Consider the following 25,369-nt stretch of genomic DNA (forward strand, 5'->3'; position numbering starts at 1 on the left):
GAACTGGTTTTCGCTATTCGCGAACCCAGGTTCACCAACAGCGAAATATAGTTCGCTATTGCCCTGCAACGGTTGCGCAACACCCTCTACAGCGAATTTCGCTTCGCTATTTTGCGAACCTGCTTCGCTCCGGCAACTTAATTTAGTTTGATCAACTACCCTCATGCTGCGTTGCTCCTTGTGCCATAAGCTCGCCGTTGCGCTACGGTTACTGCCCAGTTCTTGCATTAGGCTCATTGGATGGTTATCCGTAAACCGTATGCCGGAGATTTACTTGCTGCTACGTTAGATGCTGTACCATCCAACGTTTGCGGCTAAGCTAGCTAACAATTTCCACTGCCCTTGCTACTATATTCATTCAGCTAGGTTCATTCGTTGGGGCCATCCGTAAAATAGCGAACCAGCTTCGCTATTTTACGAAGCCAGATTCGCTGTGGGAGTGGAGACTGGAGGCTTCGCGAGAGCGCAGCGAACTGATTTTCGCTATTCGCGAACCTAGGTTCATCAACAGCGAAATTTAGTTCGCTATCGCCCTGCAACGGTTGCGAAACGCCCTCTACAGCGAAATTTGCTTCGCTATTTTGCGAAGCAGGTTCGCTCCAGTAACTTAGTGCACTTTCGCTGCTACACTCACCAGCCTTCATTCCAAAGCTCACCGAAGTTTTCCATTACTTGTGTTTAGCAGGCTCATGCATATAAATGAGCGTATTGACACTGCCGCCACAGAGCCAACTATCACCATCAAAAAAGGACTGTGCAGAGTAAATTCCCTGCACAGTCCTTTCTCCGCCGCTTCAATACACGTTCATCCTTTATCCCTGCGGCACGTATTTGCGGATGTCTACGCCAAGCCCTTCGGATAGGCGCGTTCCCAGCTCTACGTTCGCACGGAAGAAATTGCATACCGCGCGAAGCTGGATGTCCTCGCTCGTCTGCGACAAATCGCCGATGAGATTGCTGACCAGATTGTTACGCTGCTCCGGTGCCAGCGTCAGGTAGCGCTCGCCTGCTTGGGTGAAGTCATCGGTTTTGTCGATGCGCTGACGGCCAGCCGACCCTTGAAGCGGAGCGTGGCTATCCTTGTAAGCCGCATCTTCCTTCGGCCGGTCCGAAGCGCTGTTCGGCTCGTAATTGATCGGCGACGGATCAGCCGACATTGTCATCGCGCCGTCGCGCTGATAGTTGCGTGCCGGTGCATACGGGCAGTTGACCGGAATGTTCAAGTAGTTGGCACCAAGCCGGTAGCGCTGCGTATCCGGGTACGAGAACAATCGTCCCTGCAGCAGCTTATCCTCGGAAGGCTCAATGCCCGGCACAAGCGCGCTTGGCGCAAATGCGGATTGCTCCACCTCGGAGAAATAGTTGATCGGATTACGATTTAGCGTCATCGTTCCGACCTTTTGCAGCGGATACATGTCCTCTGGCCATACTTTGGTCGGATCAAGCGGATCAAATGCGTAGCGGTCAACATGCTCAGTCGGCAGCAGTTGGACATACAACTCCCATTCAGGATGATTGCCAAGCTGGATCGCTTCGTACAGATCACGAGTCGCATGATTGAAATCCTGCGCTTGCTTGGCTGATGCTTCCGCCGCTGTAAAATTGCGCACGCCCTGCTTCGACTTCCATTGATATTTCACATAGATCGCTTTTCCCTCGGCATTGATCCACTTGAAGGCGTGGACGCCAAAGCCGTCCATTTCCCGGTAGCTCGCTGGAGTTCCATCATCCGAGAACAGCCATGTCATCATATGTGTCGACTCCGGCGTCAGCGTCATGAAATCCCAATAGCGGTTGGGGTCTTGAATATTAGTATCCGGTGCAGGCTTAAGCGAATGAACCATGTCCGGGAACTTAATTGCATCGCGGATGAAAAAGACAGGCAAATGATTGCCGACAATGTCAAGGTTGCCTTCTTCTGTATAAAATTTAACCGCAAAGCCGCGCGGATCGCGGGCTGTCTCTGGTGAACCCGTTCCGTGGATAACGGTAGAGAAGCGGACGAATACCCGTGTCTCCTTGCCTGCTTCCTGCAGAAAATGTGCTTTCGTAAACTCCTTCATACTGTTCTCTGTGCGGAACACGCCATGCGCGCCCGCGCCCCGTGCGTGTACGACACGCTCCGGAATCCGTTCCCGATCGAAATGCGCAAGCTTCTCCAATAGATGATAATCTTCCAGAAGCGCTGGGCCTCTCTGGCCCGCCGTCCGGGAGTTCTGATTGTCGCCGACAGGCGCCCCTTGATTCGTTGTAAAACGGTTGTCCATGTGCATGACCTCCAAATTATATTTAGACTTGATCTAAATCCTAATATAGTAGAGTTTAACGCGGGCACACGGTATCTGTCATGAACATTAGATGAAGGTAAAATGAAGATTTCATGAGTAACCAATGAGCTCACGCCACACGGGGCAGGAACGTTGGTGAACAGGCTAATCGACAGGTGGATCGTCTCTTCATTATTAAATACTTTAGTTAGCCCTCCGCAAGCCGATAACCTGCCCCTCGAACCGTTACTATATATTGCGGTGCGGCGGCGCTATCGCCAAGCTTCTTACGCAGCGATTTGATATGGACATCAACTACATTGCTGCCTCCGAGAAACTGGCTGCCCCATATCGCATCGAACATCGCTTCACGGCTAATTACCCCGCCGTCCGACGTCACAAACATCAACAGCAGCTCATATTCCGTTTTCGTTAGATCAATCCGCTTCTCTCCGCGGTACACGATCATTTTCTTCAAATCAATGGACAGATCCTTAAAGTTGTAGCTCGATTCCAAAATAGAGCCGCCGGACGGCGTCCGCTGCTGCAGGATATGATTGATCCGGCGCAGCGCGGCCATCGGCTCGCCAGGCCATACAAGCAGCTCAGCTCCCTCCGGCAAAGAATGTGAAGCAACCTTCGCATGCTCCCCGATCAGGAATAGTAGCGGAATACCATGCAAATGAGCTGTCTGATTCAGCCCTGCGCGAAGCGCATCTACCGCATCCGGATTGAGCAGCGGGTGCGGCGTTGCATCAAACAGAATCAGCTCCGGCTGCAAGCTGCTCACGAACGCTTTGTTCAAGTCGTGCAGCGTAAACAAATCGAAGCAATCCGCCGCCAGCAGGCGCAGCAAATTATGCATTCTCTCCGGAAATGGACTGACTGCCATTACTCTTTTCGTTAACGAGCAAGCCATTTGTCCCCCTGGAAAAACATCCTCTTCGCTAGCATATGAAGGAGCCTGGCCGTTCATGACGTCAGCCCGGCCGCTAAATTCATCTCCGGCATTTATTGGCTGGCGCATGATTCACACATCCCTTCAAGTACAACATCAGCATGCAAAACTTTAAATTTCGTCTCCTCGCCCACACGGCTCACCCATTCCGCCGGCAATTCCGTCAGCACTTCTTCTACACGGCCGCAGCTTTTGCATACGATATGCTGATGTTCGTCCGTCCGGGCATCGTAGCGGGATGCCGTCTCACCCAGCTTCAGCTCCCTGATCATGCCCGCATCCGTCAAGTAGCGCAGTGAATTATAGATGGTGCCATAAGCGAAGCTGCGCCCTTCTTCGCGAAGGCGCTCCATAATATCGGCTGCTGTCGGATGATCATGCGATTGCTGAATAACATCGAGAATGGCTTTGCGTTGTATCGTTAAATTTATTTTGGACATCGTCTATTCATTCCTTAAATTTTGATTTAGACTAAGTATAAATCTGTAGCAGCTTGTCCGTCAACCACGCTCACTGCCGCCTATCACAAGAAGCAGGGAACAAGCGGCAAGTGATGCGTAATTAGTGGCAGAAGGCAAGTTAAAAGAGACCAGCGGCAGTGACAAGTCTCCTGTCTCACTGCCGCTTGCCACTTACCTCCTATTAAACTATCACCTCTATTCATACTTTCGTATGACGAGAAATAGTGCATTCTGGAGCTAAGGAATCATTTTACGCAAAAAGCCTTTTATTGAATTATCTGAATATTTACAAAATTAAAATAATAGGCTATTATGAAGGTAACCCAAACGAGAGGGGATAGTCCATTGGAGTAAGTTAGCGAAGCATGTCTAACGAAACGGGAAAGGAGTTCAACGAATTTCCGAAAATGAAGGCATGCGGGGAACCCGTGAATCGACAAGGTGAAACGTTCATTTTTCAAAATCTGAACCGAGAATGAGCAGTACTTACTCAATGCTTGAGCAAATTTGAGCAACGCAAGTTGTAGAATGGAGTGTCAAAGTCAATTGAATAGCAGCTTTGCCGAAAGGTAAAGGGATTCCGGTTATCACAGATAAGCGGAATCCCTTTTTGTGTTCCTTACAGTATCGGAGAAAGCAGGCGGCTGATTGACTCTTTGAACCGATTCATCAGCGGACGCTTGCTGTACTTCTCGATCGTCAGTTCCTCGCAATAGAATAAATCCTCTTCGAAAATACGCTGCAGCTCAGCAGCTGTCGTGCTGTCATACATAAACGCGTTCATCTCGAAATTCAGCTTAAAGCTGCGAATGTCTATATTTGCAGTGCCGACCGATGCAATCTTGCCATCGATAACAAGCGTCTTCGCATGCAGAAATCCTTTCTCATATAAGTAACACTTTGCCCCGCCTGCAAGAAGTTCACTGACGTAGGAGTGAGTCGCCCAATAGACGAAGAAATGATCCTGCTTGCTAGGAAGCATCACCTTCACTTCTACACCCGAAAGGGCGGCGATCTTGAGTGCCGTCATTAAGCTCTCATCCGGCACGAAATATGGTGTTTGCAGGCTGACGCTTTCTTTAGCCGAATAGATCATTTTAATATAGGCGTCTTTAATTTGCTGGTATTCCGAATCAGGCCCGCTGGCCACAACCTGCATCCCAATACCGCCATCACCAGGCTTGAACCTCGGAAAGTAACGCTCATTCAGATCGATCATCCCTTTGGACGCCATGTTCCAGTCCATCAGAAACTGAGCTTGCATCTGCTGCACAGCCTGCCCTTTCACACGCAGATGAGTATCGCGCCATTCTCCGAAATATTTGCTCCGGCCCAAATATTCATCTCCGATGTTAAAGCCGCCGATATAACCCGTGTAACCGTCAATAATGACCAGCTTGCGATGATTCCGGTAGTTCAGCTTCAGATTCAAATAAGGAATGCGGGAAGGGAAAAAGGCTGCAGCATGCCCTCCGACTCCGGTAAGCTTCGCAAAAAATTTCCTAGGCAATCCTTTGCTGCCGATATGGTCATACAGAAAACGGACCTCTACGCCCTGCTTCGCCTTCTCGACCAGCGCATCCAGCAGCTGGTTGCCGATCTCGTCATTGCGCACAATGTAATAGACAAGGTGAATATGATGCTGTGCGGCCTCAATATCGCGAAGCAAAGCATCGAATTTACTATTGCCGTCGGTATAAATCTGGACGCTGTTGTTTTGTGTATACAGCGAGTAGCTGCCGACCAGGTTCATTAATATCATATCGCGATAAGCCGACATTCCGGGATCATGGAAAGCGAAGTCGCGCTGCTCCAATTGCAGCTTCTGCCCCTCCACTGTATCCTCAATGATTCGCTGGCTGTCCCGAAGCAGCTTGTTCAGCTTCCGCTTGCGCAGCTTTTGTCCAAGGATCAAATACAGAATGAAGCCGATAACCGGGATGAAGTACAATATCATCAGCCAGGCCCAGGTTGAGCTGGCATTCCGGCGCTCCAGAAAAATGACGGTAATCGCCAAAAATATATTCAACAGGGTAAAGATCGAGAAAATATCCTGAATATTCATGGAAATAATACCCCTCATTAGTAGTAGCCCGCTTATAGAAGCTCGTTTAAATCATACTAGATGGGCGGGGGATGTTCAAATAAACGAATGATAACTTGTCTGCCATGACTCCATTATTACATGCGACAAGCATGATAAATGTGCTACAATTTTTAAAAAGAGAATCGGATTAAGCTGCTTCCCATGCCCATGCGGAGGATCAGCAAGGGAGGAAGCCTACTATGGATTTACGCAAACTACGTATTGATGAACCCGTGAGCAGCACGTTCAGTGAGGAACGTGACGAGTATGAGAAGGATTACGCAAGACTCATCCAATCACCCGCTTTTCGCCGGCTGCAAGGCAAAAACACAAGTATTCGGAGCCGGTTCAGGCGATTATTACCGGACTCGGCTTACACATTCGCTTGAGGTATCACAAATCGCTCGTGAGGTCGCCAGAAAGCTAGGCAAGCAATATGAGTTTCTTGCGAAGAAAGAGCATCCCGGTCTTATTCTGGACCCGGCTGTCGTCGAGATTGCAGCGCTGGCGCATGATCTCGGTCATCCCCCTTTCGGCCATAAAGGTGAAGAAATACTCAACACGCTGTTAATGGAAGAACACGGGCTAGCATATGAGGGCAATGCGCAAAACTTTCGTATCCTGATGTATTTAGAAAAAAGGGCCGGCAGCGGCAGCGGACTGGATCTTACAGCCGCTACGCTGCTCGCCACGAATAAATACCCGTATTCGCTGGATGAACCCGGAAGATTGAAGGGATTATACGCTTCAGAGTGGCATGAAATTAAGCATCTCCGGGATGTTTGGCAAATGCCGGAAGGCTGCTCCACACTGGAAGCTCAGCTTATGGACTTATGCGATGACATTGCCTATTCCACTCATGATATCGAGGATGGCATCCGCGCGGGTAAAATCCAAATGAACCGGACGTTTTTCGAAGACAGCCGCCTCATCGACAGTCTTGTTCAAGAAATCGTCGAGGACCAAGGCAATATGGAAGTGGGCTGGGATCAGGTGGATATCCCTGCAATGGTCAAGCAGGTATTAGCGGACTACCTGCAGCAATGGGAAGAGCTTTACGCCCAATACGATCATGAATCGTCCCGCACGCGCCGGGAGATGAAAGCCAGGTGGGTAAGTGTATTTGCCGGCAAAGTAGGTATTATCGACGCTCCATCCAAGGGCTGGAAAAAGGTTACCTTCGTCGAAAGCGGCCATCAGGATCTGGAGATGCTGCGCACGATGGAGATACTGAAGAAGCTGGCATGGGTTACCCTCATTAAAGACTTCCGTGTGCAGCGGCTGCAGAAACGCAGCGAAATTATGATTCGCCGGTTATGGGACAGCTTTAGAGTTCCCGACCACGGCCGATTGATTCTGCCGCCTGACTGGGTAGCCAGCTATGACCAGCATAAACAGAATTGGAGCTGGCCTCGCTTCATCGCCGATTATATTTCCGGCATGACTGATGCCTATGCAGAAAAAGTCTACGCAGAATTGTACGCAAGCAAATCCGGCTCGATCTACGAAATGGATTAACATCGTCACATTGCCATGCTCCATCGCGCAAGGGGCAAGTATAAAAGGTTCCCTACCTTGTCTATCCTAATAAACGGAGGAGGTGATGGTACCATGGCAAAAGACGTGCTTTGCGAAGTCAATTCCTGCAAGTTCTGGGCTGCAGGCAATCATTGCGGCGCTTCATCAATCTATGTGGTAAGCAACCGCGGCAAGCAAGCGAGCAACTCGGAAGAAACCGACTGCAAAACCTTCGAATCAAAGTTGTAAAAGGCAAGCTTAACGGAACATGCGAAAAAGCGGCGCCGCCGCCTATGCCGGGATGGACAATCCCAAGCATCAGGCAGCTGCGCCGCATTTGTTTTTACAGCTTATAGCTTATTATTTGCTGACGGGAACCGCATTAAAGTATTCCTCAAGCGTGATTCCCTTTTCCGCGATTTCTGCAGAAATATCAGTTCCTACATATCGGAGATGCCATGGCTCATATTTGTAGCCGGTAATACTCTCCTTGCCTTCCGGATAACGAATAATGAAGCCGTATTCCGCAGCATGCGCATCTAACCATTCCGCCTCTGGCGTTCCGCCGAAGCAATCCGAAGCGGCACATTTGCCGTCGCTTCCGGAGACGTCGATTGCAAGACCCGTTTCATGCTCGCTCGTACCCGGGAAGGCACTGTAGGTTTTTGCTTTTTCCAAGCCGTCTTTCTTCACATAACGCTCAAACAACGACTTCTGCGTGGAATGGGAACGATACGCCGATACGCCAGCCAAGTAAATGTTGTCCTTCTTAGCCCCTGCGAACATATCCTCCAGCGCATCTGCTGCTTCCTTACGCATTTTACGCTTATCGATCTTTTCCTTAAAGGTAAACGGAACGTCTGGATAAACAAGATTAGCAGGCTTATAATTTTCCGGCAGCTTGTTCTGCTTGTTTACGAGAGCCGCAATGCTTTCTGGCTGTGCAATAACCGCGATGCCGGAATCATCTGTCGCCGGTGCCTTGGTTGGCTTATTCGTCGGCTTCGCAGGCTTTTCCGTCGGCTTGCTGGTTGGAGTAGGCTTCGTTGTTTCAACTGGAGGAGCTGTAGGCTCGTCCGATGGCTGAGCAGGCTCCTCCGCTTGATCGGGTGTTTCTGCCGGCGATTCGGTTACCGGACTATTCGTCGCCTCCGCCGTGGTCTCGGGAGGTAGTGCAGTTGAGTTTTCATAACGTATCATCATAAAGGCAGCTACCGCAATTACACATACGAGAGCAAACCAAAGTGTCGTTCTTCTCCGCTTTTTTCTCATTCGTTGGTTCATGATGCACTCCTTACGTTTAGTCATATAGTAAACTAGCAAACCACTCTAGCTCTACTATAAACGAGGAGCCGCTTAATGTCATGGATTTTCGACATTTTTTGCACAACCACGCGGTTTTTTTCATGGTGGCTGAGGTGACTTTTGCCTTTGACATCCGGATATGAAAAGGAGCATAATAGGTATAAATTATTTGTAAATTGAGCACTAGACAAAACGGGCTGATGTTGACGACGCCAGCCTGTTTTTGTTGTGAAAGGTAGGCGGTATCGTGTCAGGTCTTACTTCAAGGCGGCTGTTCAGCACCAGACCCATTGTCGTTTTCTCGTTAATCGTCCTGTTGAAAAGCTATTTGGCGTGGATGGTTGTATTCGGGAGTCCTTCATGGACAACGTTGCTTAAAGAAGTGCCGTTTGCGTTAATCGTGTTCTGCTTGATCGAGTGGTTTGCAACGAAACGGAAGCTGGTCTACTACTTAGGCGCCAACCTTCTGATGACAGCCATTTTGTTCGCGGTATTGATGTATTACAAATATTATGGGGTCATCGTTACTTACTTAGCGCTGCATCAAGTGAATCAGGTAACCGCCGTCAGCAATAGTGTGTTCTCTCTGATGGATCCTTATTACTTGCTTGTCTTCATCGATATCATCGTAATGGCCTACTTCCTGATGCGCCGCAAGAAAGCGCAGAACTGGAAAAAAGACAGCCAAAAGCAAATTCGGAAAAGCGTCGTCGCCACTTTGTTCGGCATTTCGCTTGCTATGTGCCTGTTCAATATCGTACCCAACCGTGCCAGTATGAATGAAATTGTAAAAGCGGAGCAAATGGGCATCTTGAATTATGAGGCCTATACGATTTTCTCCAAAAAGACGCAAGACTTCGTTGACAAGTCCGAAATCACGCAAGCAAAGATTAATGAACTGAAAACATTCCAGCAGCCGGCCAGCCCTCAGCTTTGGGAAGCGGCAAAAGGTAAAAACCTCATTATCATTCAGCTGGAGTCATTCCAGAACTTCCTCGTCAATCTGAAAATTGACGGCAAGGAAATTACGCCGAACTTCAACAAGCTTGCTAACAACAATTATTACTTCAAACATTTCTATCAAGGCGTCGGACAAGGCAATACATCGGATGCCGAATTTATCGTCAATACATCGTTTTACATCCCGCCAAACGGAGCGGCAACGCAAGTGTATGCGGGCAAAGAACTGCCTAGCTTGCCTAAGCTTGTAGAGGAGCATGGCTACGATTCCGCAACCTTCCACACGAACGTAGTGGAATTCTGGAACCGCGGCGAGCTTTACAAAGCGCTGGGATTCAACCGTTACTATGACAAGAAGTTTTTCGGTGAGGACGATACCGTCTTCTTCGGAGCTTCAGATGAAGTGCTGTACTCGAAAACAGCTGAAGAGCTTGACCGGATGAGCCAAAGCGGCAAACCGTTCTACTCGCAGATCATCTCGATGACTGCCCATCACCCGTTCACGATTCCATCACGGAAGTACAAAATGGAGCTTCCTGAACGATATGAAGGCAGCTTTGTAGGCGACTACATTCGTGCACAAAACTATGCCGATTATGCGCTTGGCCTGTTTATCGACGATCTGAAGGCACGCGGCATTTGGGACAACAGCGTCGTCGTGCTTTACGGCGATCACCTTGGCTTGCCAATTTATTCGCTGGACCGCACCGACAAAGAATTAATGAAAGAAATATACGGTCGTGACTACGGCTATACCGATATGATCAACATTCCGCTCGTTATCGCATCTAACGGTGTGACTGACAAAGAGCCGAAAGCTTTCGAACAGCTTGGCGGTCAAGTTGATGTCGTTCCGACAGTAGCCAACCTGCTTGGGTTCAAGATGGACGATCATATCCACTTCGGTCAAGACTTGTTCAACAGCAGCACATACAATCTGCTGCCGCAGCGTTATTATCTGCCAACCGGATCATTCGTAAGCAGCCAGGAGCTGTTCCTCTCGGGCAGCGGCTATGCGGATGGCACCCATTACCCGCTTGCTGGTGATGGTATTAAAGAGCCGGAAGCTACGGAAAATGAATACAACCGCGCATTGGAGCTGCTTAAGCTGTCCGACAGCTACGTCAGTCAGCTGCCTGACCGCGAACCGAAGAAAAACGAATAAAACAAGGGCTGAAGCCAAAGGGATAAATCATCCCCGCGCTTCAGCCCTTTCTGTATTGAGAGCAAATTCAGACAGCATCATCGCTTAGATTACATAAGACGAATCCGGCTCAAACAATCTGCTCACTTGCTTGAAATCATCGTCCGACAGCTGCCACTCGGCGGCAGCAGCATTGTCCTCCATTTGCTCAATCGTCTTCGCGCCGGTCAATACCGTCGGAATCGCTTTATGATGCAGCAGCCAATTAATCGCCAGCTGGCTAACCGGTTTCCCAAGCGACCATGCGATGCCGGACAGCAGCTCTACCTTTTGCTTTTCCGAGTTACCGGTCAATTGGCCATGAGCGAGCGGGCTAGAAGGAATAAAGGCCACTTGCCGCTGCTCTGAGTAAGGCAGCTCTGCGTATTCTACTTGCCGCTGGAATAGATTAAACGGCGACTGAAGCGACACAACGGGAGCGAAGGTCTGCGCGGCAACAAGCTGATGAACGGAAAAGTTAGAGACGCCAATATGACGGATTTTTCCGCTGAATACCAAGTCATTGAGAGCTGTGAAAGTCTCTTCGACCGGCGTCCCGCCCTTCGGATCAGGCCAATGCACCTGATACAAATCAATATAATCGGTATCAAGCCTGCGCAAGCTATTCTCCACCTCTTGAAAAATGCTTTTACGAGACAGATCGATTCGCAGCTCCCGCTGTTCATTCCAGACCAAGCCTAGCTTCGTTGCAAGGATAACCTTATCCCGTACCGGCTTCAACGCTTTACCTAACAAACGCTCCGACTCGCCAAAGTTGTAGGTTGGAGCTGTATCGTAAAAGTTAACGCCAAGCTCAACTGCCCGGCCTGCCACATCGATAAATTCCTTCTCCTGCGTCTCGCTCCAGCCTGATTTCCCTGCTGCCCATGCCCGCAGACCGATGACTGACGCCTTGATACCGCTGCTGCCTATCGTTCTTTGCTTCACATTTACCCCTGCCTTTCTCCTCTGCAAGCGTTAATCAGTAAGCTGAATATTTCATAAAAAAGACTTTCGCCGTTAACCCGAATGGGGCAAGCGACGAAAGCCTCTGGACGTCCAGTGAGCGATGTATTATAATAATTCCTACATGTTTACTAGTGTTTATATTATAAAATTACCGGAACATTTTTACAATTGTTTTTTTCGTTGATGACTCAGAGCATCCAATAGGAGGATAAGCAAATGACGAGAAGAAGAGTCGACCATGTCGGCGTGGCCGTGAGGAATCTGGAAGTATCGCTGCGCTTTTATACAGAAATTGTTGGGCTTGAGCTGAAGGGACAGCTGACGCATACAAACGGCGTTATCCAGCTTGCTTTTCTAGGCTTTGGCAATACTGACGAAACGGAAATTGAACTGATTCAAGGCTATAGCAATCAGCTGCCTCCGGAAGGCACGGTTCATCATTTCGCCATCCACGTCGACGATGTTGAAGCAGAATTCGAACGCATTAAAGGAACGGAAGCCGAACTGATCGATAACGAAATTACGACGCTGCCCAACGGCTATCGCTACTTCTTTATCTATGGCCCGGAGCGCGAGTGGATTGAGTTTTTCCAGCGGTAATTATTTAAAGAAGCATAACAAGAAGAGAAGCCGCTCCCGGGAGCGGCTTTTGTATATCAAAATTAGGAGCAATACAGCTATTTCATCTCTTTGCTTTTTGGCCCGCCATGGTTATGGTCTGGCTTATCCGATCCCCGATACCGGCGGATCAGCACGAAGCTAACAGCTGCCAGCACGACGACTAAGCCAATTCCGGCGTAGACCCAGTTCCAGACAGCGGTATTCGCATCGCTTTGAGCCGGTGCTTCCGTAGGGGCTGGAGTCTCGGCTGCCTCCTCTTCTGCTGCCGGCGCCGGCTTGGACGTGCTCTCGGCCGGCTTCGCAAATGCGTTATGCGTCTGATTGTTTTTCCATAGTCCCATTTCCTTCACATAAGTACCGATAGAGTTGATAATGGATGACTGGGCGAACAATTTCGGCTCGCCTTTCGCATTCAATAGCGCTTTAGTAGAGCCGATCACTGAGTTATCCAAGTAAAGCTTGCCCTCATTCATTAGCTTGGCAAAGCCCCAATCGCCGGGATTGCGGAAATTGACCGCTTGCAGCTTCAGATTACCGTTATCCACGGTTACCCCGTACATCGGAGCGCCCCAGAAATCCGCACTGTAAAAACGAATCTCGGAAGCGAATTCCTCGCCAATCTCTACATATCTCGTCTCCTCACCGCCATCAATTGAGACAATTTGCGAATTAATGAGATCAAAGCCTGCTTCGCCCGCGTTTTCGAATACAAGCCCTTTCTGAGCTCCGTCAACACCGAGACCTACGCTAATGCCGGTTGGCCCTCTGCCATTCTCCTCCACTAATAGCAGGCCGCTCCGCGAGCCATAGTGGAAATTATTGTACAGTATTTCGCCCTTCACATCTCCCAGTATCATAAAGTCCAGCTGGTTGTAGCCATATTCGTATACCGGTTTGTTATTGTCCATTGACGGGGCGTTTGGCCATTCACCAAACTTGGATTCCGAGCCGGCCGCATAGACGATCTGGTTGAAATGCATGTTATAGATTTTGCCGCCCTCGCTGCCGCCGCCAACCTTAACGCCATTCCTAAAAACATGGCCGGTCACATAATCGAGATAATGGTTGTCAGCCTTATGCGTAAACAGGTCAACGCCGTTATAGACCGCGCGCAGACCAACGTTAATCATATAGACGTCTTTGCCCGCAGCCTGAACCGTGTAAGGATAAGAAGCTATATTCGGCAGCTGCGAGGCAAGCTGCTCAGGATAGTTGATCGTGATCCCTCTTACGCCGCTTCGTTCGGACAGCTTCAGGAACGGCTCGCCTTTCGGATTGTTCCGGTCGGCGTAAGCCTCCAGCACGCTTCCGGGGCCAGTTGGCACGGTGCTGTTATCAACCGAGCCCTTCAGCTCCACTCCCGTTGGCACTGTCAGGTGCCCCAATACCTTGTACTTGCCTGGCGGAAGAAAGACGACGCCTCCGCCTTCTGCTGCAGCCTTATCCAATGCCGCTTGAATTGCAGCCGTATTGTCAGTTTTGCCGTCATTTTTCGCACGGAACGGCGCTTCCGTCGCTACATACAATGTCATTCTCGCCGGTTTATGCGTTTCCGGCACAGCATCCGGGAACGCAGGCAGCTTTGCCATGTTGACCGGCGAATGGTCGATTGCCGATATGAATTTCGACGTATCTTCAATATCCGGCGTTCCGCTAAAACGATTGCCGGTAAGGATCGCTCTGGCGCTATCCGTGATGCGAATCTGCGGTGCAGCGTTATTGAAGTCGGAATCGGAAGCCATGAGTGTGCCTCCGGCAACCGCCACATCGCCGCCCGCTATCGTACTTTGCTGCACAATCAGCTTCGTCTGGGAGGTTGGATCAACTGCGATCGCATGAAGCGAAGCGTTGATATCACTGCCATTCAATTGCAGCACGCCGGAGGTTGCGGGACCTGCCGCAATACCCGTCTCGCTGTCTTGAATATGGACACGGGTAAACATCACACCGTCCCCGCTAACCGTCTCGGCGTAAATCGCCGTTTTATTGCCGGTAAAAGTAAGCTCATAATTATGTCCGTTTGGGATACTTCCCGGACTTGCAATTGATGGCCCCAGATGAAAGCCTCTATTGTAGCCGTCAATTGTAATGTAGCCGGTATAGGACCAATCGTTGCGGCGCATGACGATACCTGTCCCGTTCTCATAGATCCACTGCTCGTACGCGCTGCCTGCGGCTGGAGCATTCGGCAAACCCGACCCCGACCAATAATCGGGAGAGAAATCAATCCATTCGATGCGTCCAACATCGGCGATGTTGTCAATTTCGACGCCCCGCGACAGCGGCGTACCGTACAGTCCGTTCAGAACAGGGCTGGAGCCGCCATTTTCACGGGAAAACATGAGACCGGTATAGGCGTTGACGAAGGTAATATTTTTAGCGTTGCAAAAGTCATTCCCGAAATAATTCGGCTTGCCGAATACGATTGCCGGCGGGTATGGCGTAATCTGATCCGGCAGCTGTTCCGGATACCAGATCGACAAATCACGAATGGCCGAGGAAGGCTCCATCGTAACTAGCGGAGCAGCCTTCTCGTCGCCTCTCCCTGCATAAGCCATCAAGATCGTGCCTTTCACTGGCTGCCCTCTGACGGGCTTGCTCCATTCGCCGCGCAGCGTTACGCCCTTCGGAATGAGCAAGCTGCCTTTGATGGCGTACTTGCCTTCGGGCACGAATAATGTGCCTCCACCGAGTTTGCCAAGCTCATCGAGCAGCTGCTGGAATATTGCCGTTACATCGGTCTCTCCGTCTCCAAGCGCGCCAAAGTCACGGACGGAATAGGCCGCAACGAACGTGTCAGCCGTCTCATAAGCAGGTTCAATCAGTTTCCACTCCGGCGCCATCTTGGCGGCCGAGATCGGAACGACACCTAAGTGGGCGATACAAAAGGTAAGCATGAGCATGATCAGCAATTTTTTAGACATGGCTTTCTTCTCCTCCTGCCGTTCGGGGCTATCCAGTGAATGAATGAATCCGTTTTCAATGGATGGAATGGTTATGATTGTAAACCAGATCGCGCTCCAGCTGTACGAGGAAAATGTAAAGTTTCCATGCCAAAGTTAACCGATTTGCCGATTTCTTCATGCGGAGGGGTCAAGCCGCCGGATTTAGCGGACTCCACGCACGAAAAAAAGAGGCCTCGCAGCGGCATAAGCCGCTCGAAGCCCCTTTACGTATACTAAACCTAGCCTTGCTTGGCCGCTTCAAGCACTTCCTGTACGTGGCCATCCACATTGACAACACGCCATTCCTTCGCCAGCACGCCGTTCTCATCAATCAGGAAAGTCGACCGTTCGATTCCCATAAACTCAGAACCGTTCCAGCTCCGCAGCTTCCAAACGCCGAACAGCTCCGACACCTCATGCTCCGTATCCGATAGAAGCGGAAAAGGCAGCTCATGCTTGGCAATAAATTCATCATGGGATGCAAGGTCATCCGGACTAATACCAATAACTGCAGTATTATTCGTCTCGAATTGACCGTTGTAATCGCGGAAATCGCAGGATTCCGTCGTACAGCCAGGCGTCATGTCCTTCGGGTAAAAATAAATAACGAGCTTTTTCCCTCTGTAATCCTTCAGTGATACAGCTTGGCCTGTCGAAGCAGGCAGCGTGAAGTCAGGTACCTCTTGACCGATTTGCACTTGCGTCATTTCTCATCCGCTCCTTGTCTATCCCGTTTAAGACGTTCGTAAAACAATTCTGTATTCCACATAAAGGATTCGATATCCTCTTTGCGATCAAACAAAGAGTAAGCCAGCATCAGCTTCATCAGCGCAGCTTCGACAGAGAGATTGTCGATAAAAACGACACCTGCTTCCATCAAGCTGACTGAGGAAGCATACATTGCCTCTGTCCGGTCTTTTAACGGACAAAGATACAGATCTACTCCCTGTTCTCCGCAATATTCGGCGAATCCCAGCAGCGAATAATTGCCCGGTGCATTTGCGCTTGCCGTGCCAGAATGGTACAGATCATGCAATACCGCCTTCGGCTTGCGCCGGCTAAAGTCGTAGAACGAATAGTCGATTCCTGTAAATGGCTTGATATAAAGCAGCCCCGACTCTATTCGTTTACCGCTGCCGCGCTCCGCCCACGGAGAGACGGTACGCTCGCGAGCACGCAATGCCGTAAGCGTAGGGTTGTCCGAATGCGTCTCAGGGATGAAACAGCCTTGCTCCACCCGTCCATAGGGCAGAGTATAGGGACTGCCGAACTGATCGGTAAACGATTCGCATTGCGTAATCCGCGTACCCAAATACACAAGCGATTCGCCCCGGTCATTGCGGTATACGACAAATACGCCAGGCGCGCTGCCGGTATCCATAATAAAATCAATCGCAGCGGCAAAATTACTCACGCCATTGCTGCGCTCATCGCCAAGATGATAATTGGCGGCTACAAGCACGATCGGTACCGGTGAATCACAGCACAAGTAACTTAACATAGCTGCCGAGTAGGCAAGCGTATCAGAGCCATGGGTCACAATAATGCCTGCATACTCCGCTTTGTCGAGACGATCCAGCGCATCCATCAATGTATTCCAGTCTTCCGGCACCAAGTTCTCACTCAGCACATTCAAAGGCTGAGCGGTCTCAAATTGTACGTCCCGTTTGTCCGGGAGACTTCCGTATGCTTCGAGCAAAGCATAGGTACCGCTCTCGTGAACCGATACGGTTCCATTATTATTTTTACTGCCGATGGTTCCGCCCGTAAAGAGCACGGCGATTTTTCCTGTTCCAGACAATAGCTTCGTCCCCATTTCCAATCCAAGCGGTCATTCATATTCATGTATACGTAAAACGGTTTAAATGACACCTGTCTAACCCAATCGTAACCATTTCCAAATCGGTTCATACTAGGGCGAATAAGCCTGCGCCTTTCCGTTCGTCCTCTCCTTGCGCCAGAAATCGTCCAGATCCTTAAGCAGCTCTTCCACCGTTATATCCCCGTCTAAGTAACGTCGGGCCTGGTCTTTTCCCTGCTTGTAAAAAATACTGTAATCATAGTAATGACTAGGCGGCTGGGTCCGAACGTACTGCTCCTCGTTCTGATCCATCATCCAGAACGAGGCATATGGCCCCGATTGCAGAAAAGAGGCGTCCCGCGGGTAGATCGGTATAACTCCAATACGTTCACCAAACTCTTCATTAGCTGCAGGCGATGATAAAAACTCGATCAGCGACCAGGCTTCCTTAATATGCGAGGAATAGGAAGTAATGCCCCAGCCCGCACCCCTTACCGCGTAGTGGGATATGCCTTGCGGCCCGACAGGCAGCGGCGCTGTCGCCCAGTTGTCTGACTCCAACTTCCCGTTGAGCAGGGCGATTGCTCCAGCATCAGCAATCATCATCGACACCGAACCATTCGCAAACGCGTCGGCCTGCTCGGTGTAGCTCCATTCGACCGATTGCGGCGGCGAAAGCTCCTCGTAAAGCTTCTTGTACAGGAGAGCACCGTCACGCGCCCCGATCCCATTAAATATGGTGGAACGGTCCAGCTTGTACATGCCGTCCAGCGTGTCAACGTGATCACCGTTATAATCCTGAATAAGCTGCGTCAGCAGACGATCCGGACCCTCCTCCCCGCGAAAAGCGAGACCGTACTCGCCTTTCGCCGGATTGGTCAAGCGTTTGCCCGTATAGTAGAGCTCCTCCCAAGTCTCCGGCACCTGCAGCGCTTTTTCGTCAAACCTGTCCTTACGGTAATAGAGCTGGTTACGGTATAATCCGTTCGGAATATAATAGACGGCCCCGTCCCATTCCGAGGCAAAATGCTTGGCATCCTCACTCAGCCCGGCATAATCCTTCCATTTATCCGCGTATGCCGTCAAATTAAGCAGCAGTTTCTGCTCAACCAGCGGAACTAGTGTCTGATCCCTTACTTCAACGACATCAATGCCTACCCGGTCACGGAGTGCATACTCAATTCGCTCATCTGCAACCGAATTGCCCGGAGACAGCAGCTCGACCTTGATCTCGGGATGCAGCTCCTCAAAACGATCCAGCAAATCGCGAAGCGCCTCCGTACGTGGCTCATTCGTTAAGCTTTGAATTATTCTTAATGTAACTCCGCTTTCTTCAGAAGCAACCGTCTTCGCCTCACGCTTCATGCACCCGTTCAATAAAACGAAAGCTAGCACCGCTACAATTGCGATTGGCCAACGTATCCGGTTGTTGCGGAACATCCGTCATGCACGCCCCCATTCATTATAGGTATGGTTTGCTTCCCCTTATTTTACTATCTTCATCCAAAAAAGCACAGTCCTCCGGCAGCCTTTTGCTCTACCAAATATCTGTGCTTTTTCAGACAAAGGAATTTGGCGATTCATTGACACCCTGCCGGTCGAGAGCTATCGTTTAATCAAGAGCATAAGAGCACGAATGTCTACCAAACGAGGTGATCCTGAATGAATATGAACCCGCGTATAATACAGCAGCGCCCCAAAAGCAAAGGCAGCATATGGGCGATGTACAAACGAATGTTTTTTCACGTCAGCTCCCGATGGCCGCTATTAATTGCCGCCCTTGTGTGCATTATCGCTGTATCACTGCTCGAATTCGTTATCCCGCAGTTGACGCAGTACACGATTGACCATGTCATTCCCGGACGAAAGTACGATGCGCTTCCGATGATTGGAATCGGTATTCTTGCAACCGCTATCCTGCTCGGTCTCTTCAACTACTGGAGCTCCTTGACCATGGCATCTGTCGGGCAGCGGGCTATTCTCGATCTGCGCAACGAATTATACCGTCATTTACAAAGGCTGGATGTCGGATTTTTCGACCGTAACCGCACCGGCGACCTCATGTCCCGCGTAACCAATGACGTCAACATGCTGCAGCAATTGATTTCCTCCGGCATGCTGTCCATCGTAACCGACATGTTCACATTCGCAGCCGTTGCCGGTTATATGCTCTGGGTCGATTGGAGGCTGACGCTTCTAGTACTCGCTACCTTTCCATTCATGATTATCACAACCCGCTTCTTCAGTAAAAAAATGCGGTTTTCATTCAAACGAGTCCAGGAATCTGTATCGGAGGTCAGCTCCCATCTGCAGGATACATTAACCTCAATCCGGCTGATCAAATCATTTTCCAGCGAAGACTACGAAGTACGCCGCTTTGCCGATCGAAGTGAAGCCAATATGAACGCCAATCTGGGTGCTGTGAGGCTCCGCGCCGTCTACGAGCCGATTATCGATTTATTAAACTTCATCGGACTTGCAGCTGTGCTGCTTTTTGGAGCCCGGCAAACGATGCACGAATCGCTCACCATCGGGACGATTGTCGCTTTTATGGCTTATGTCAGATTGCTGCAAAACCCGGTGAAGCGGTTCAGCCGGACGATGAATACGATTCAGCAATCAGCAGCCGCATACGAGCGGATCGTGGAAATATTAGGTGAAGAACCAGCCGTCCAAGAGAAGGAGGATGCGATTCAATTGCCTGTCGTGAGGGGAGAGGTCCAATTTCGCAATGTCAGCTTCGCCTACCATAATGGGGCTCCGATGCTGAAGCAATTCAATCTGGAGATGAAAGCCGGGGAAATGACGGCGCTTGTTGGCTCTTCTGGAGCCGGTAAGTCGACTATCGCCCATCTGCTGACGCGGTTTTACGACCCGCAGGCGGGAGAAGTAACCATTGACGGCTATTCGCTAACCGATGTCGGCTTGAAATCGCTGCGAAGCCAGATGGGCATTGTGTCGCAAGAAATTTGGCTGCTGAACGGCACCATTCGTGAAAACATCGCCTACAGCAAGCCAGACGCCGAGGAAGCGGACATTATTGCAGCGGCGACAGCAGCGAATGCTCATGCCTTCATCATGGATTTGCCAGATGGCTATGATTCACAGATCGGCGAGCGAGGCGTTAAGCTGTCAGGCGGGCAAAAGCAGCGTCTGTCCATCGCTCGGGCGCTGCTTAAAGATCCGCGCCTCATCATTCTCGACGAAGCGACGTCCTCGCTGGACAGCGAATCCGAGCGCACGATTCAGGATGCGCTTGCCCGCCTGCTGGCCGGACGCACCTGCCTCATTATCGCCCATCGGCTGTCGACGATCAGGCAGGCGGATCGCATATACGTGCTAGATAAGGGCCGCGTCATTGAGGAAGGCAATCACGAGACGCTGCTGAAGAAGCAAGGGCGCTACCATCAGCTCTATGAGCTTCAATTCCCGCAGCAGGACGAAACAGACGTGAAGTCTGCAGCTGCCGGACAAGGCACATCTGCCAGATAATTCATATTGCAAAGAAATAGCCAGCGCCGACTAGTAAACTGTACCTCCATTGTTAGTTATAACTATCAATGAAGGTGCAGTTTACTAAGAACGCTGGCTTTTCTTTCTCAAGGACTTCACTCACGGCTTGCTTGCTGGTGCTTCCTTACCATCCAATCGCTGCCCCGTCGCAGCGCGGATCGGAGCCGCCGTTCAACACGCCATCCGGGCGAATGACAATCGCATGGGCATGCCCCATTATGCCGTCCACATCCTTCATAACACGTACAAGATGACCCGCTGCCGTCAACTGCTCCGATACCTCGCCGCTGATACGTCCCTCGATCTTCAATTCCTGGGTTGGCGCGCCCCAGGTACGTCCCCATACCCATCTTGGCTCGCTCACTGCCGACTGCGGGTCCATGCCGAAATCAATCATTCTCGTCAATATCGCCAGCTGCGTCTGCGGCTGCCCCTCGCCGCCTTGCGTACCGAACAGATGAGTCGGCACTCCGTCCCGGCAGGCCATTGCAGGCATTAATGTGTGGAAGGTCCGTTTGTGCGGCATCAGACAATTGACATGCTGCGGATCAAGCGAGAAGAACGACCCTCTATTTTGCAGCAAAATGCCAGTATCTCCCCCCACTACCCCCGAGCCAAATTCGAAATACAAGCTTTGGATAAAAGAAACCGAGTTCCCCTCTTCGTCGACAACTGCGGCATAGGCCGTATCGCTGCCGACAGGCTGGCTGTCAATTGGCTGCGCTTTTGCCGAATCGATCAATGCTGCCAGTTCCGCCGCATAAGCTTGGCTCAGCAGCCGTTCCAGCGGAATGTCCGCAAATTCGGGATCAGTCAAATAGCGGTTACGGTCGCGGAATGCAAGCTTCAACGCTTCTACAATCGTATGATAATAGCTGTAGGAGTCATGTCCCATTTGTTTCAAATCAAAATGCTCCAAAATATGCAAAGCCATCAGCGCGACAAAGCCTTGCGAGTTGGGCGGAACCTGATATACGTCATAACCTCTATAAGAACCCCTGAGCGGCGTAACCCACTCTCCGTTATGATCTGCAAAATCATCCAGCGTCAGCAAGCCGCCGATGCGCTGCAACCCATCCACGATAGAATGGGCGATAGAACCCTTGTAGAAGCTGTCGCGACCCTGCTCGGCAATCAGCTTGAGTGACGCTGCCAGCTCTTTTTGCACAAAAAGCTCACCTGGCTTGACGATTTGGCCGTTAGGCAAATAAACCGCCGCCGTCCCCGGCTGCGAGCGAAGCATCTGCTCCTGATGCACAGTATTCTCGTATTGATCCGGTGACATCGGAAAACCTTCTGTCGCGTAGGTGATCGCTGGTTCAAGCACCTCGGCAAAGGTCAGCCGGCCATATCGGCTCTGAACCGCATGCCACCCGTCCACCATCCCAGGCACAGTGATCGCACTCCGCGGCCCTCTTGTAGGGATAGCCTCTTCACCGGCATACGCATCCATTGAGGCCTGGTACCCTGCGCGGCCGCTTGCATTATAAGCACGAACCTCGCCCTCGTCCTTATGGTATGACAGCCAGAACGAATCTCCGCCCATGCCCGTCATATGCGGGTATACCACCGCCAAGCAGGCGCTGACAGCAATCGCCGCATCAAAGGCGTTGCCGCCCCTCTCCAGCATTCTTGCCCCTGCGGCGGTCGCCAGATGATGCGGGCTGACTACCATTGCTTTTGTCCCCATAACCGATTTCTTCGTTGTCCCCATAAGCGCCTCCACCTAACCGGCATCTTGTTATGCATGTATTTGAAATAGAATTGAGTGAGTGAACCATGAATACAAAAATTCATACATATATAACGTTATATAATCTAACATTGTTTTATTTAAAATACCACGACTCAGAAAATGTAGCAATTCCTTTTTCGGAAGTAAACCATCTAATTTGATGTTGATTGTGAATGAAAATGCATATATATTTATTCGTATAGTAAATAAGTCGGCTGTATCGCGATCATTATGAATAATTCAGCCGTTTCGAGACGAAGGGAGATTCTATGCAGTCCAAAACAACAATTCCGATTGAATCGGCAAATATTGATGAAATCGATCGCAAAATCATTTCCGCCCTGCATGTTAATGGAAGAATTTCTTACACAGACTTAGCCAAAGACATTGGGTTGTCGCGAGTAGCGGTGCAAGCTCGCATTAATGCTTTGATGGAGGAGGGCGTCATTGAACGTTTCACTGCCGTCATCAATCCGGAGAAGATCGGCATTACAGTATCCGCTTTTTTCAATGTCGAGGTTGAGCCTAAGTTTCTGCATGAGGTGGCTGATCAGCTGTCTGACGAGCCTGAAGTGACCAGCCTGTATCATATGACTGGACCAAGCAAGCTTCATATGCATGGATTGTTTCTGAACAATCAGGAGATGGAGGCGTTCATGCGCGAGAAGCTGTATACGCTGCCGGGCATTATGAGCGTCGATTGCCAGGTGCTGATCAACCGTTATAAAAGCCGGATGGGGATGAGATTATGAGCACACCAACTTCCCCTTCTGCCGCACAGATTCCACAGCCACATGGCTCGCGCGGCAAAACATATGGCGAGCTGAGCTGGGCGATGATCAAAACCGGCATTTTAGGCTATGGGGGAGGCCCCTCCGTTATACCGTTGATCCGCTACGAGGCAGTCACTCGCTACAACTGGATCAACGACGAGGAATTCGCTGAAATTTTAGCATTGGCCAACGCCCTGCCGGGCCCTATCGCCACCAAGATGGCCGCTTACCTCGGCTATCGCAAGCAAGGCTGGCTAGGCGCGACAGTTGCTGTGCTGGCACATATTTTACCATCATCCGTTGCGATGATTGTGCTGCTGTCCGTCGTTGACGCATTAAGCGGTTCTGCTGTCATACAAGGGATGATTGCGGCGGTGATCCCGGTCATTGCAGTCATGCTTGGGGTCATGGCTTATGAATTCGGCAATCGCGCACTTAAGGGATTGGGAGCTGTCTTCGGCATCGCAATGTGCGCGATCGCTTTTCTGCTGCTGCAGATTTTGCATGTCCATGACGCGATCGTCATTATTCTTTTTCTGGCTTATGGGGCTGTTCATTTCAACGTGATCAGACGCTTTAGGGACTGGAAAAAAAAACGCAAACACAGACAACCGACAGAGACAAGCGAGGATTAGAGCATGATGGATTGGATTGAACTGATTATCGGTTTTTTTATTGCCAATATACTCGGATACGGGGGCGGTCCTGCCTCTATTCCATTGATGTACAATGAGATTGTCAACAATTACGGCTGGGCGACGGACAGCCAGTTCTCACAAATTCTTGCGCTCGGCAACGCCTTGCCGGGTCCCATCGCCACCAAAATCGCCGCTTTTGTCGGCTATAACGTGTATGGAGTTTCCGGCATGCTGCTGGCGCTAGCCGCGACCGTAATTCCGTCCGCAGTTGCGCTCATCTTCTTGCTGAAGCTGCTGTCCAAGCATCGGCAATCGCCGATTGTGAAAGGACTGACGCTGCTCGTCCAGCCTGTCGTTGCCATTATGATGCTGCTGCTCACTTGGCAGATGGCGAACACTTCTGTGCATTCCTCCGGCCTCTGGCAGACGATCGGCATTGCCGCCGTTGCTTATTGGGCGATGGAACGCCGGAAGATCCACCCGGCGATCGTCATCTGCGCCGCCTTCGTCTACGGCGGCCTCGTGCTGTCGCACACGGTGGTATAGATTGCTTGAGCAGAAGGAGAAGAAGAAGAAGAGGCACCCCCTGTTGCTGGGGACGCCTCTTCTTGGTGCTTAAGGATTTTTATGCATGTCTATAAAACAGGGTCTTGAACGCCTCTAATTGGCGCAAGCAGCTAACTGTCCCCGCCCGGTTGTTTAACTCACTCCATTGAACAAACTTCCTTTTGCCGCTCCACCTTAGCTTTAATGAGCTGGGCTTCTGAATTTAGCGGGCAGGCAGCTTATTAGGCTAGTTTCTTTCTATTTAAATAACAAGTAAGCACAGCACGATTACAGAGTGTCACTGTAAGCTAGCAAAAGCTGCCACTGCCATTCCCTTTCCTCGGCAACGCGAGCACCAGCAGTGCCGGAATCGGCGGCGAACGCAGCTGCTTTTGCCGCATAAGCAGCCGCATGAACCGCATGCCCTGCAACATGCGCGGTTGCCGCGGCATGACCGGCAGCTCGGGCGGCGGCGCAAGCTGCCTCGTCCACAGCATCCCGAGCAGCTGCATGGCTTGCAAAAGCAGCCGCCCGCGCATCACTCATTGTGAGCCCGCCGCTTACCCACGCCCTTCCAGCCTCAATAGCTGCGCGGGGACGATTATCCGCTGGATGCTTATTCTCAAATAAATGAAGTACATTCTCCGCACATTCCGCAGCCCATAGTGCGAGCTTTTTCGGATCGTTTTTACTTTTATCGGCTAACTCCGCTATAGCTCCACCTAAGTCCGTATCTACAAATTTCACAATACCCGCCTCCAGCTTCAATGCAGCATCAATCACTTTGCGAATCCCATCAATTCCAAAGCTCTCCCTTTCACAGGCACGCCCCTCATTATGTTCTCTAGTTACTTTCAAGCCCCGCACACACATTCCTTCTTCAGCCCAGTTACTTAAGTAGCTATAGCGAAGCCAGCTTCGTTGTTTTGTTAACCTGCTTCGCTAAACTCCGCCAGACCACTAACCTCAACTACAGCGAAGCCCCTTCGCTGTTTTGCGAAGCCAGCTTCGCTAACCAGCCCTTCAGCGAGCCTTTCGCGCTCTACAACGAAGTATTCTTCGCTATTCGTGAACCTAGGTTCGCGAACAG

19 protein-coding genes and 1 pseudogene are annotated in these 25,369 nt (G+C 50.6%); 8 read left to right on the top strand and 12 right to left on the bottom strand.

The window, feature by feature from the left end; translation table 11 throughout:
* Window positions 1–812 precede the first annotated feature (812 nt).
* From TY10_RS23185 to cls, 4 genes are all read right to left on the bottom strand, one after another.
* Window positions 813–2,267 (bottom strand): catalase, encoded by a 1,455-nt coding sequence (locus TY10_RS23185; RefSeq protein WP_042168907.1) that lies wholly within the window; start codon window positions 2,265–2,267, stop codon window positions 813–815.
* 208 nt (window positions 2,268–2,475) lie between these two features.
* Window positions 2,476–3,294 carry a winged helix-turn-helix transcriptional regulator gene (locus TY10_RS23190; RefSeq protein ID WP_052350726.1) on the bottom strand — a complete coding sequence of 273 codons (819 nt, stop codon included), beginning with the start codon at window positions 3,292–3,294 and terminating at the stop codon, window positions 2,476–2,478.
* Window positions 3,279–3,665, bottom strand: a complete 387-nt coding sequence (locus TY10_RS23195) for a Fur family transcriptional regulator (RefSeq protein WP_042168910.1) — start codon at window positions 3,663–3,665, stop codon at window positions 3,279–3,281. Before TY10_RS23195 ends, TY10_RS23190 begins: the two co-directional genes overlap by 16 nt.
* A 640-nt stretch (window positions 3,666–4,305) precedes the next feature.
* The gene (gene cls / locus TY10_RS23200) at window positions 4,306–5,751 is read right to left on the bottom strand and encodes a cardiolipin synthase (protein WP_042168912.1); all 1,446 of its coding nucleotides are present in this window, start codon (window positions 5,749–5,751) and stop codon (window positions 4,306–4,308) included.
* 221 nt (window positions 5,752–5,972) lie between these two features.
* Here cls and TY10_RS23205 point away from each other — a divergent pair.
* A pseudogene (locus TY10_RS23205) lies at window positions 5,973–7,290 on the top strand (deoxyguanosinetriphosphate triphosphohydrolase family protein).
* A 93-nt stretch (window positions 7,291–7,383) separates the two neighbouring features.
* The gene (locus TY10_RS30045; RefSeq protein ID WP_081735450.1) at window positions 7,384–7,539 is read left to right on the top strand and encodes a DUF1540 domain-containing protein; all 156 of its coding nucleotides are present in this window, start codon (window positions 7,384–7,386) and stop codon (window positions 7,537–7,539) included.
* Between the two features lie 111 nt (window positions 7,540–7,650).
* On the opposite strand, the gene TY10_RS23210 is transcribed toward TY10_RS30045, so the two are convergent.
* Window positions 7,651–8,574 (bottom strand): D-alanyl-D-alanine carboxypeptidase family protein, encoded by a 924-nt coding sequence (locus tag TY10_RS23210; protein WP_238327936.1) that lies wholly within the window; start codon window positions 8,572–8,574, stop codon window positions 7,651–7,653.
* A gap of 268 nt (window positions 8,575–8,842) precedes the next feature.
* Between TY10_RS23210 and TY10_RS23215 the strand changes: the two genes are divergently transcribed.
* Window positions 8,843–10,720 carry an LTA synthase family protein gene (locus TY10_RS23215; RefSeq protein ID WP_042168914.1) on the top strand — a complete coding sequence of 626 codons (1,878 nt, stop codon included), beginning with the start codon at window positions 8,843–8,845 and terminating at the stop codon, window positions 10,718–10,720.
* Between the two features lie 84 nt (window positions 10,721–10,804).
* Here TY10_RS23215 and TY10_RS23220 read toward each other — a convergent pair whose 3' ends face one another.
* Window positions 10,805–11,686, bottom strand: coding sequence for an aldo/keto reductase (locus tag TY10_RS23220; RefSeq protein ID WP_042168916.1), 882 nt, complete (start codon window positions 11,684–11,686; stop codon window positions 10,805–10,807).
* 237 nt (window positions 11,687–11,923) lie between these two features.
* Here TY10_RS23220 and TY10_RS23225 point away from each other — a divergent pair, with 237 nt between their 5' ends.
* Entirely contained in the window at window positions 11,924–12,307 is a 384-nt protein-coding gene (locus TY10_RS23225; RefSeq protein ID WP_042168918.1) for a VOC family protein, read from the top strand.
* A gap of 77 nt (window positions 12,308–12,384) precedes the next feature.
* Here TY10_RS23225 and TY10_RS23230 read toward each other — a convergent pair whose 3' ends face one another.
* From TY10_RS23230 to TY10_RS23245, 4 genes are all read right to left on the bottom strand, one after another.
* Entirely contained in the window at window positions 12,385–15,252 is a 2,868-nt protein-coding gene (locus tag TY10_RS23230; protein ID WP_052350727.1) for a glycosyl hydrolase family 28-related protein, read from the bottom strand.
* Between the two features lie 260 nt (window positions 15,253–15,512).
* Window positions 15,513–15,980: a thioredoxin-dependent thiol peroxidase gene (gene bcp / locus TY10_RS23235; protein WP_042168921.1), complete on the bottom strand. Its 468-nt coding sequence runs from the start codon at window positions 15,978–15,980 to the stop codon at window positions 15,513–15,515.
* Window positions 15,977–17,074, bottom strand: a complete 1,098-nt coding sequence (locus TY10_RS23240) for an asparaginase (protein ID WP_042168923.1) — start codon at window positions 17,072–17,074, stop codon at window positions 15,977–15,979. Before TY10_RS23240 ends, bcp begins: the two co-directional genes overlap by 4 nt.
* Window positions 17,075–17,185: 111 nt before the next feature.
* On the bottom strand, window positions 17,186–18,514 hold the full coding sequence (locus tag TY10_RS23245) for an ABC transporter substrate-binding protein (protein ID WP_042168925.1): 1,329 nt from the start codon (window positions 18,512–18,514) through the stop codon (window positions 17,186–17,188).
* 222 nt (window positions 18,515–18,736) lie between these two features.
* Between TY10_RS23245 and TY10_RS23250 the strand changes: the two genes are divergently transcribed.
* Window positions 18,737–20,566 carry an ABC transporter ATP-binding protein gene (locus tag TY10_RS23250; protein WP_155986029.1) on the top strand — a complete coding sequence of 610 codons (1,830 nt, stop codon included), beginning with the start codon at window positions 18,737–18,739 and terminating at the stop codon, window positions 20,564–20,566.
* Between the two features lie 145 nt (window positions 20,567–20,711).
* Here the strand turns inward: TY10_RS23250 and ggt are convergent, their stop codons facing one another.
* Window positions 20,712–22,301: a gamma-glutamyltransferase gene (gene ggt / locus TY10_RS23255; RefSeq protein WP_042168926.1), complete on the bottom strand. Its 1,590-nt coding sequence runs from the start codon at window positions 22,299–22,301 to the stop codon at window positions 20,712–20,714.
* Between the two features lie 290 nt (window positions 22,302–22,591).
* On the opposite strand from ggt, the gene TY10_RS23260 reads away from it, so the two are divergent.
* From TY10_RS23260 to TY10_RS23270, 3 genes are read left to right on the top strand one after another with little or no spacing between them, the layout of a single operon-like run.
* Window positions 22,592–23,074, top strand: a complete 483-nt coding sequence (locus TY10_RS23260; RefSeq protein WP_042168929.1) for a chromate efflux transcriptional regulator ChrS — start codon at window positions 22,592–22,594, stop codon at window positions 23,072–23,074.
* Complete coding sequence (locus TY10_RS23265; protein ID WP_081735453.1) at window positions 23,071–23,730, top strand: chromate efflux transporter ChrB; 660 nt, start codon at window positions 23,071–23,073, stop codon at window positions 23,728–23,730. Before TY10_RS23260 ends, TY10_RS23265 begins: the two co-directional genes overlap by 4 nt.
* Before the next feature lie 6 nt (window positions 23,731–23,736).
* Window positions 23,737–24,279, top strand: coding sequence for a chromate efflux transporter ChrA (locus TY10_RS23270; RefSeq protein ID WP_202903228.1), 543 nt, complete (start codon window positions 23,737–23,739; stop codon window positions 24,277–24,279).
* Between the two features lie 288 nt (window positions 24,280–24,567).
* Here TY10_RS23270 and TY10_RS23275 read toward each other — a convergent pair whose 3' ends face one another.
* The gene (locus tag TY10_RS23275; protein WP_202903227.1) at window positions 24,568–25,146 is read right to left on the bottom strand and encodes a putative immunity protein; all 579 of its coding nucleotides are present in this window, start codon (window positions 25,144–25,146) and stop codon (window positions 24,568–24,570) included.
* Window positions 25,147–25,369: the final 223 nt, after the last annotated feature.

The organism is Paenibacillus gorillae (genome assembly GCF_000513275.1).
GTDB classification, from domain to species: Bacteria; Bacillota; Bacilli; order Paenibacillales; family Paenibacillaceae; genus Pristimantibacillus; species Pristimantibacillus gorillae.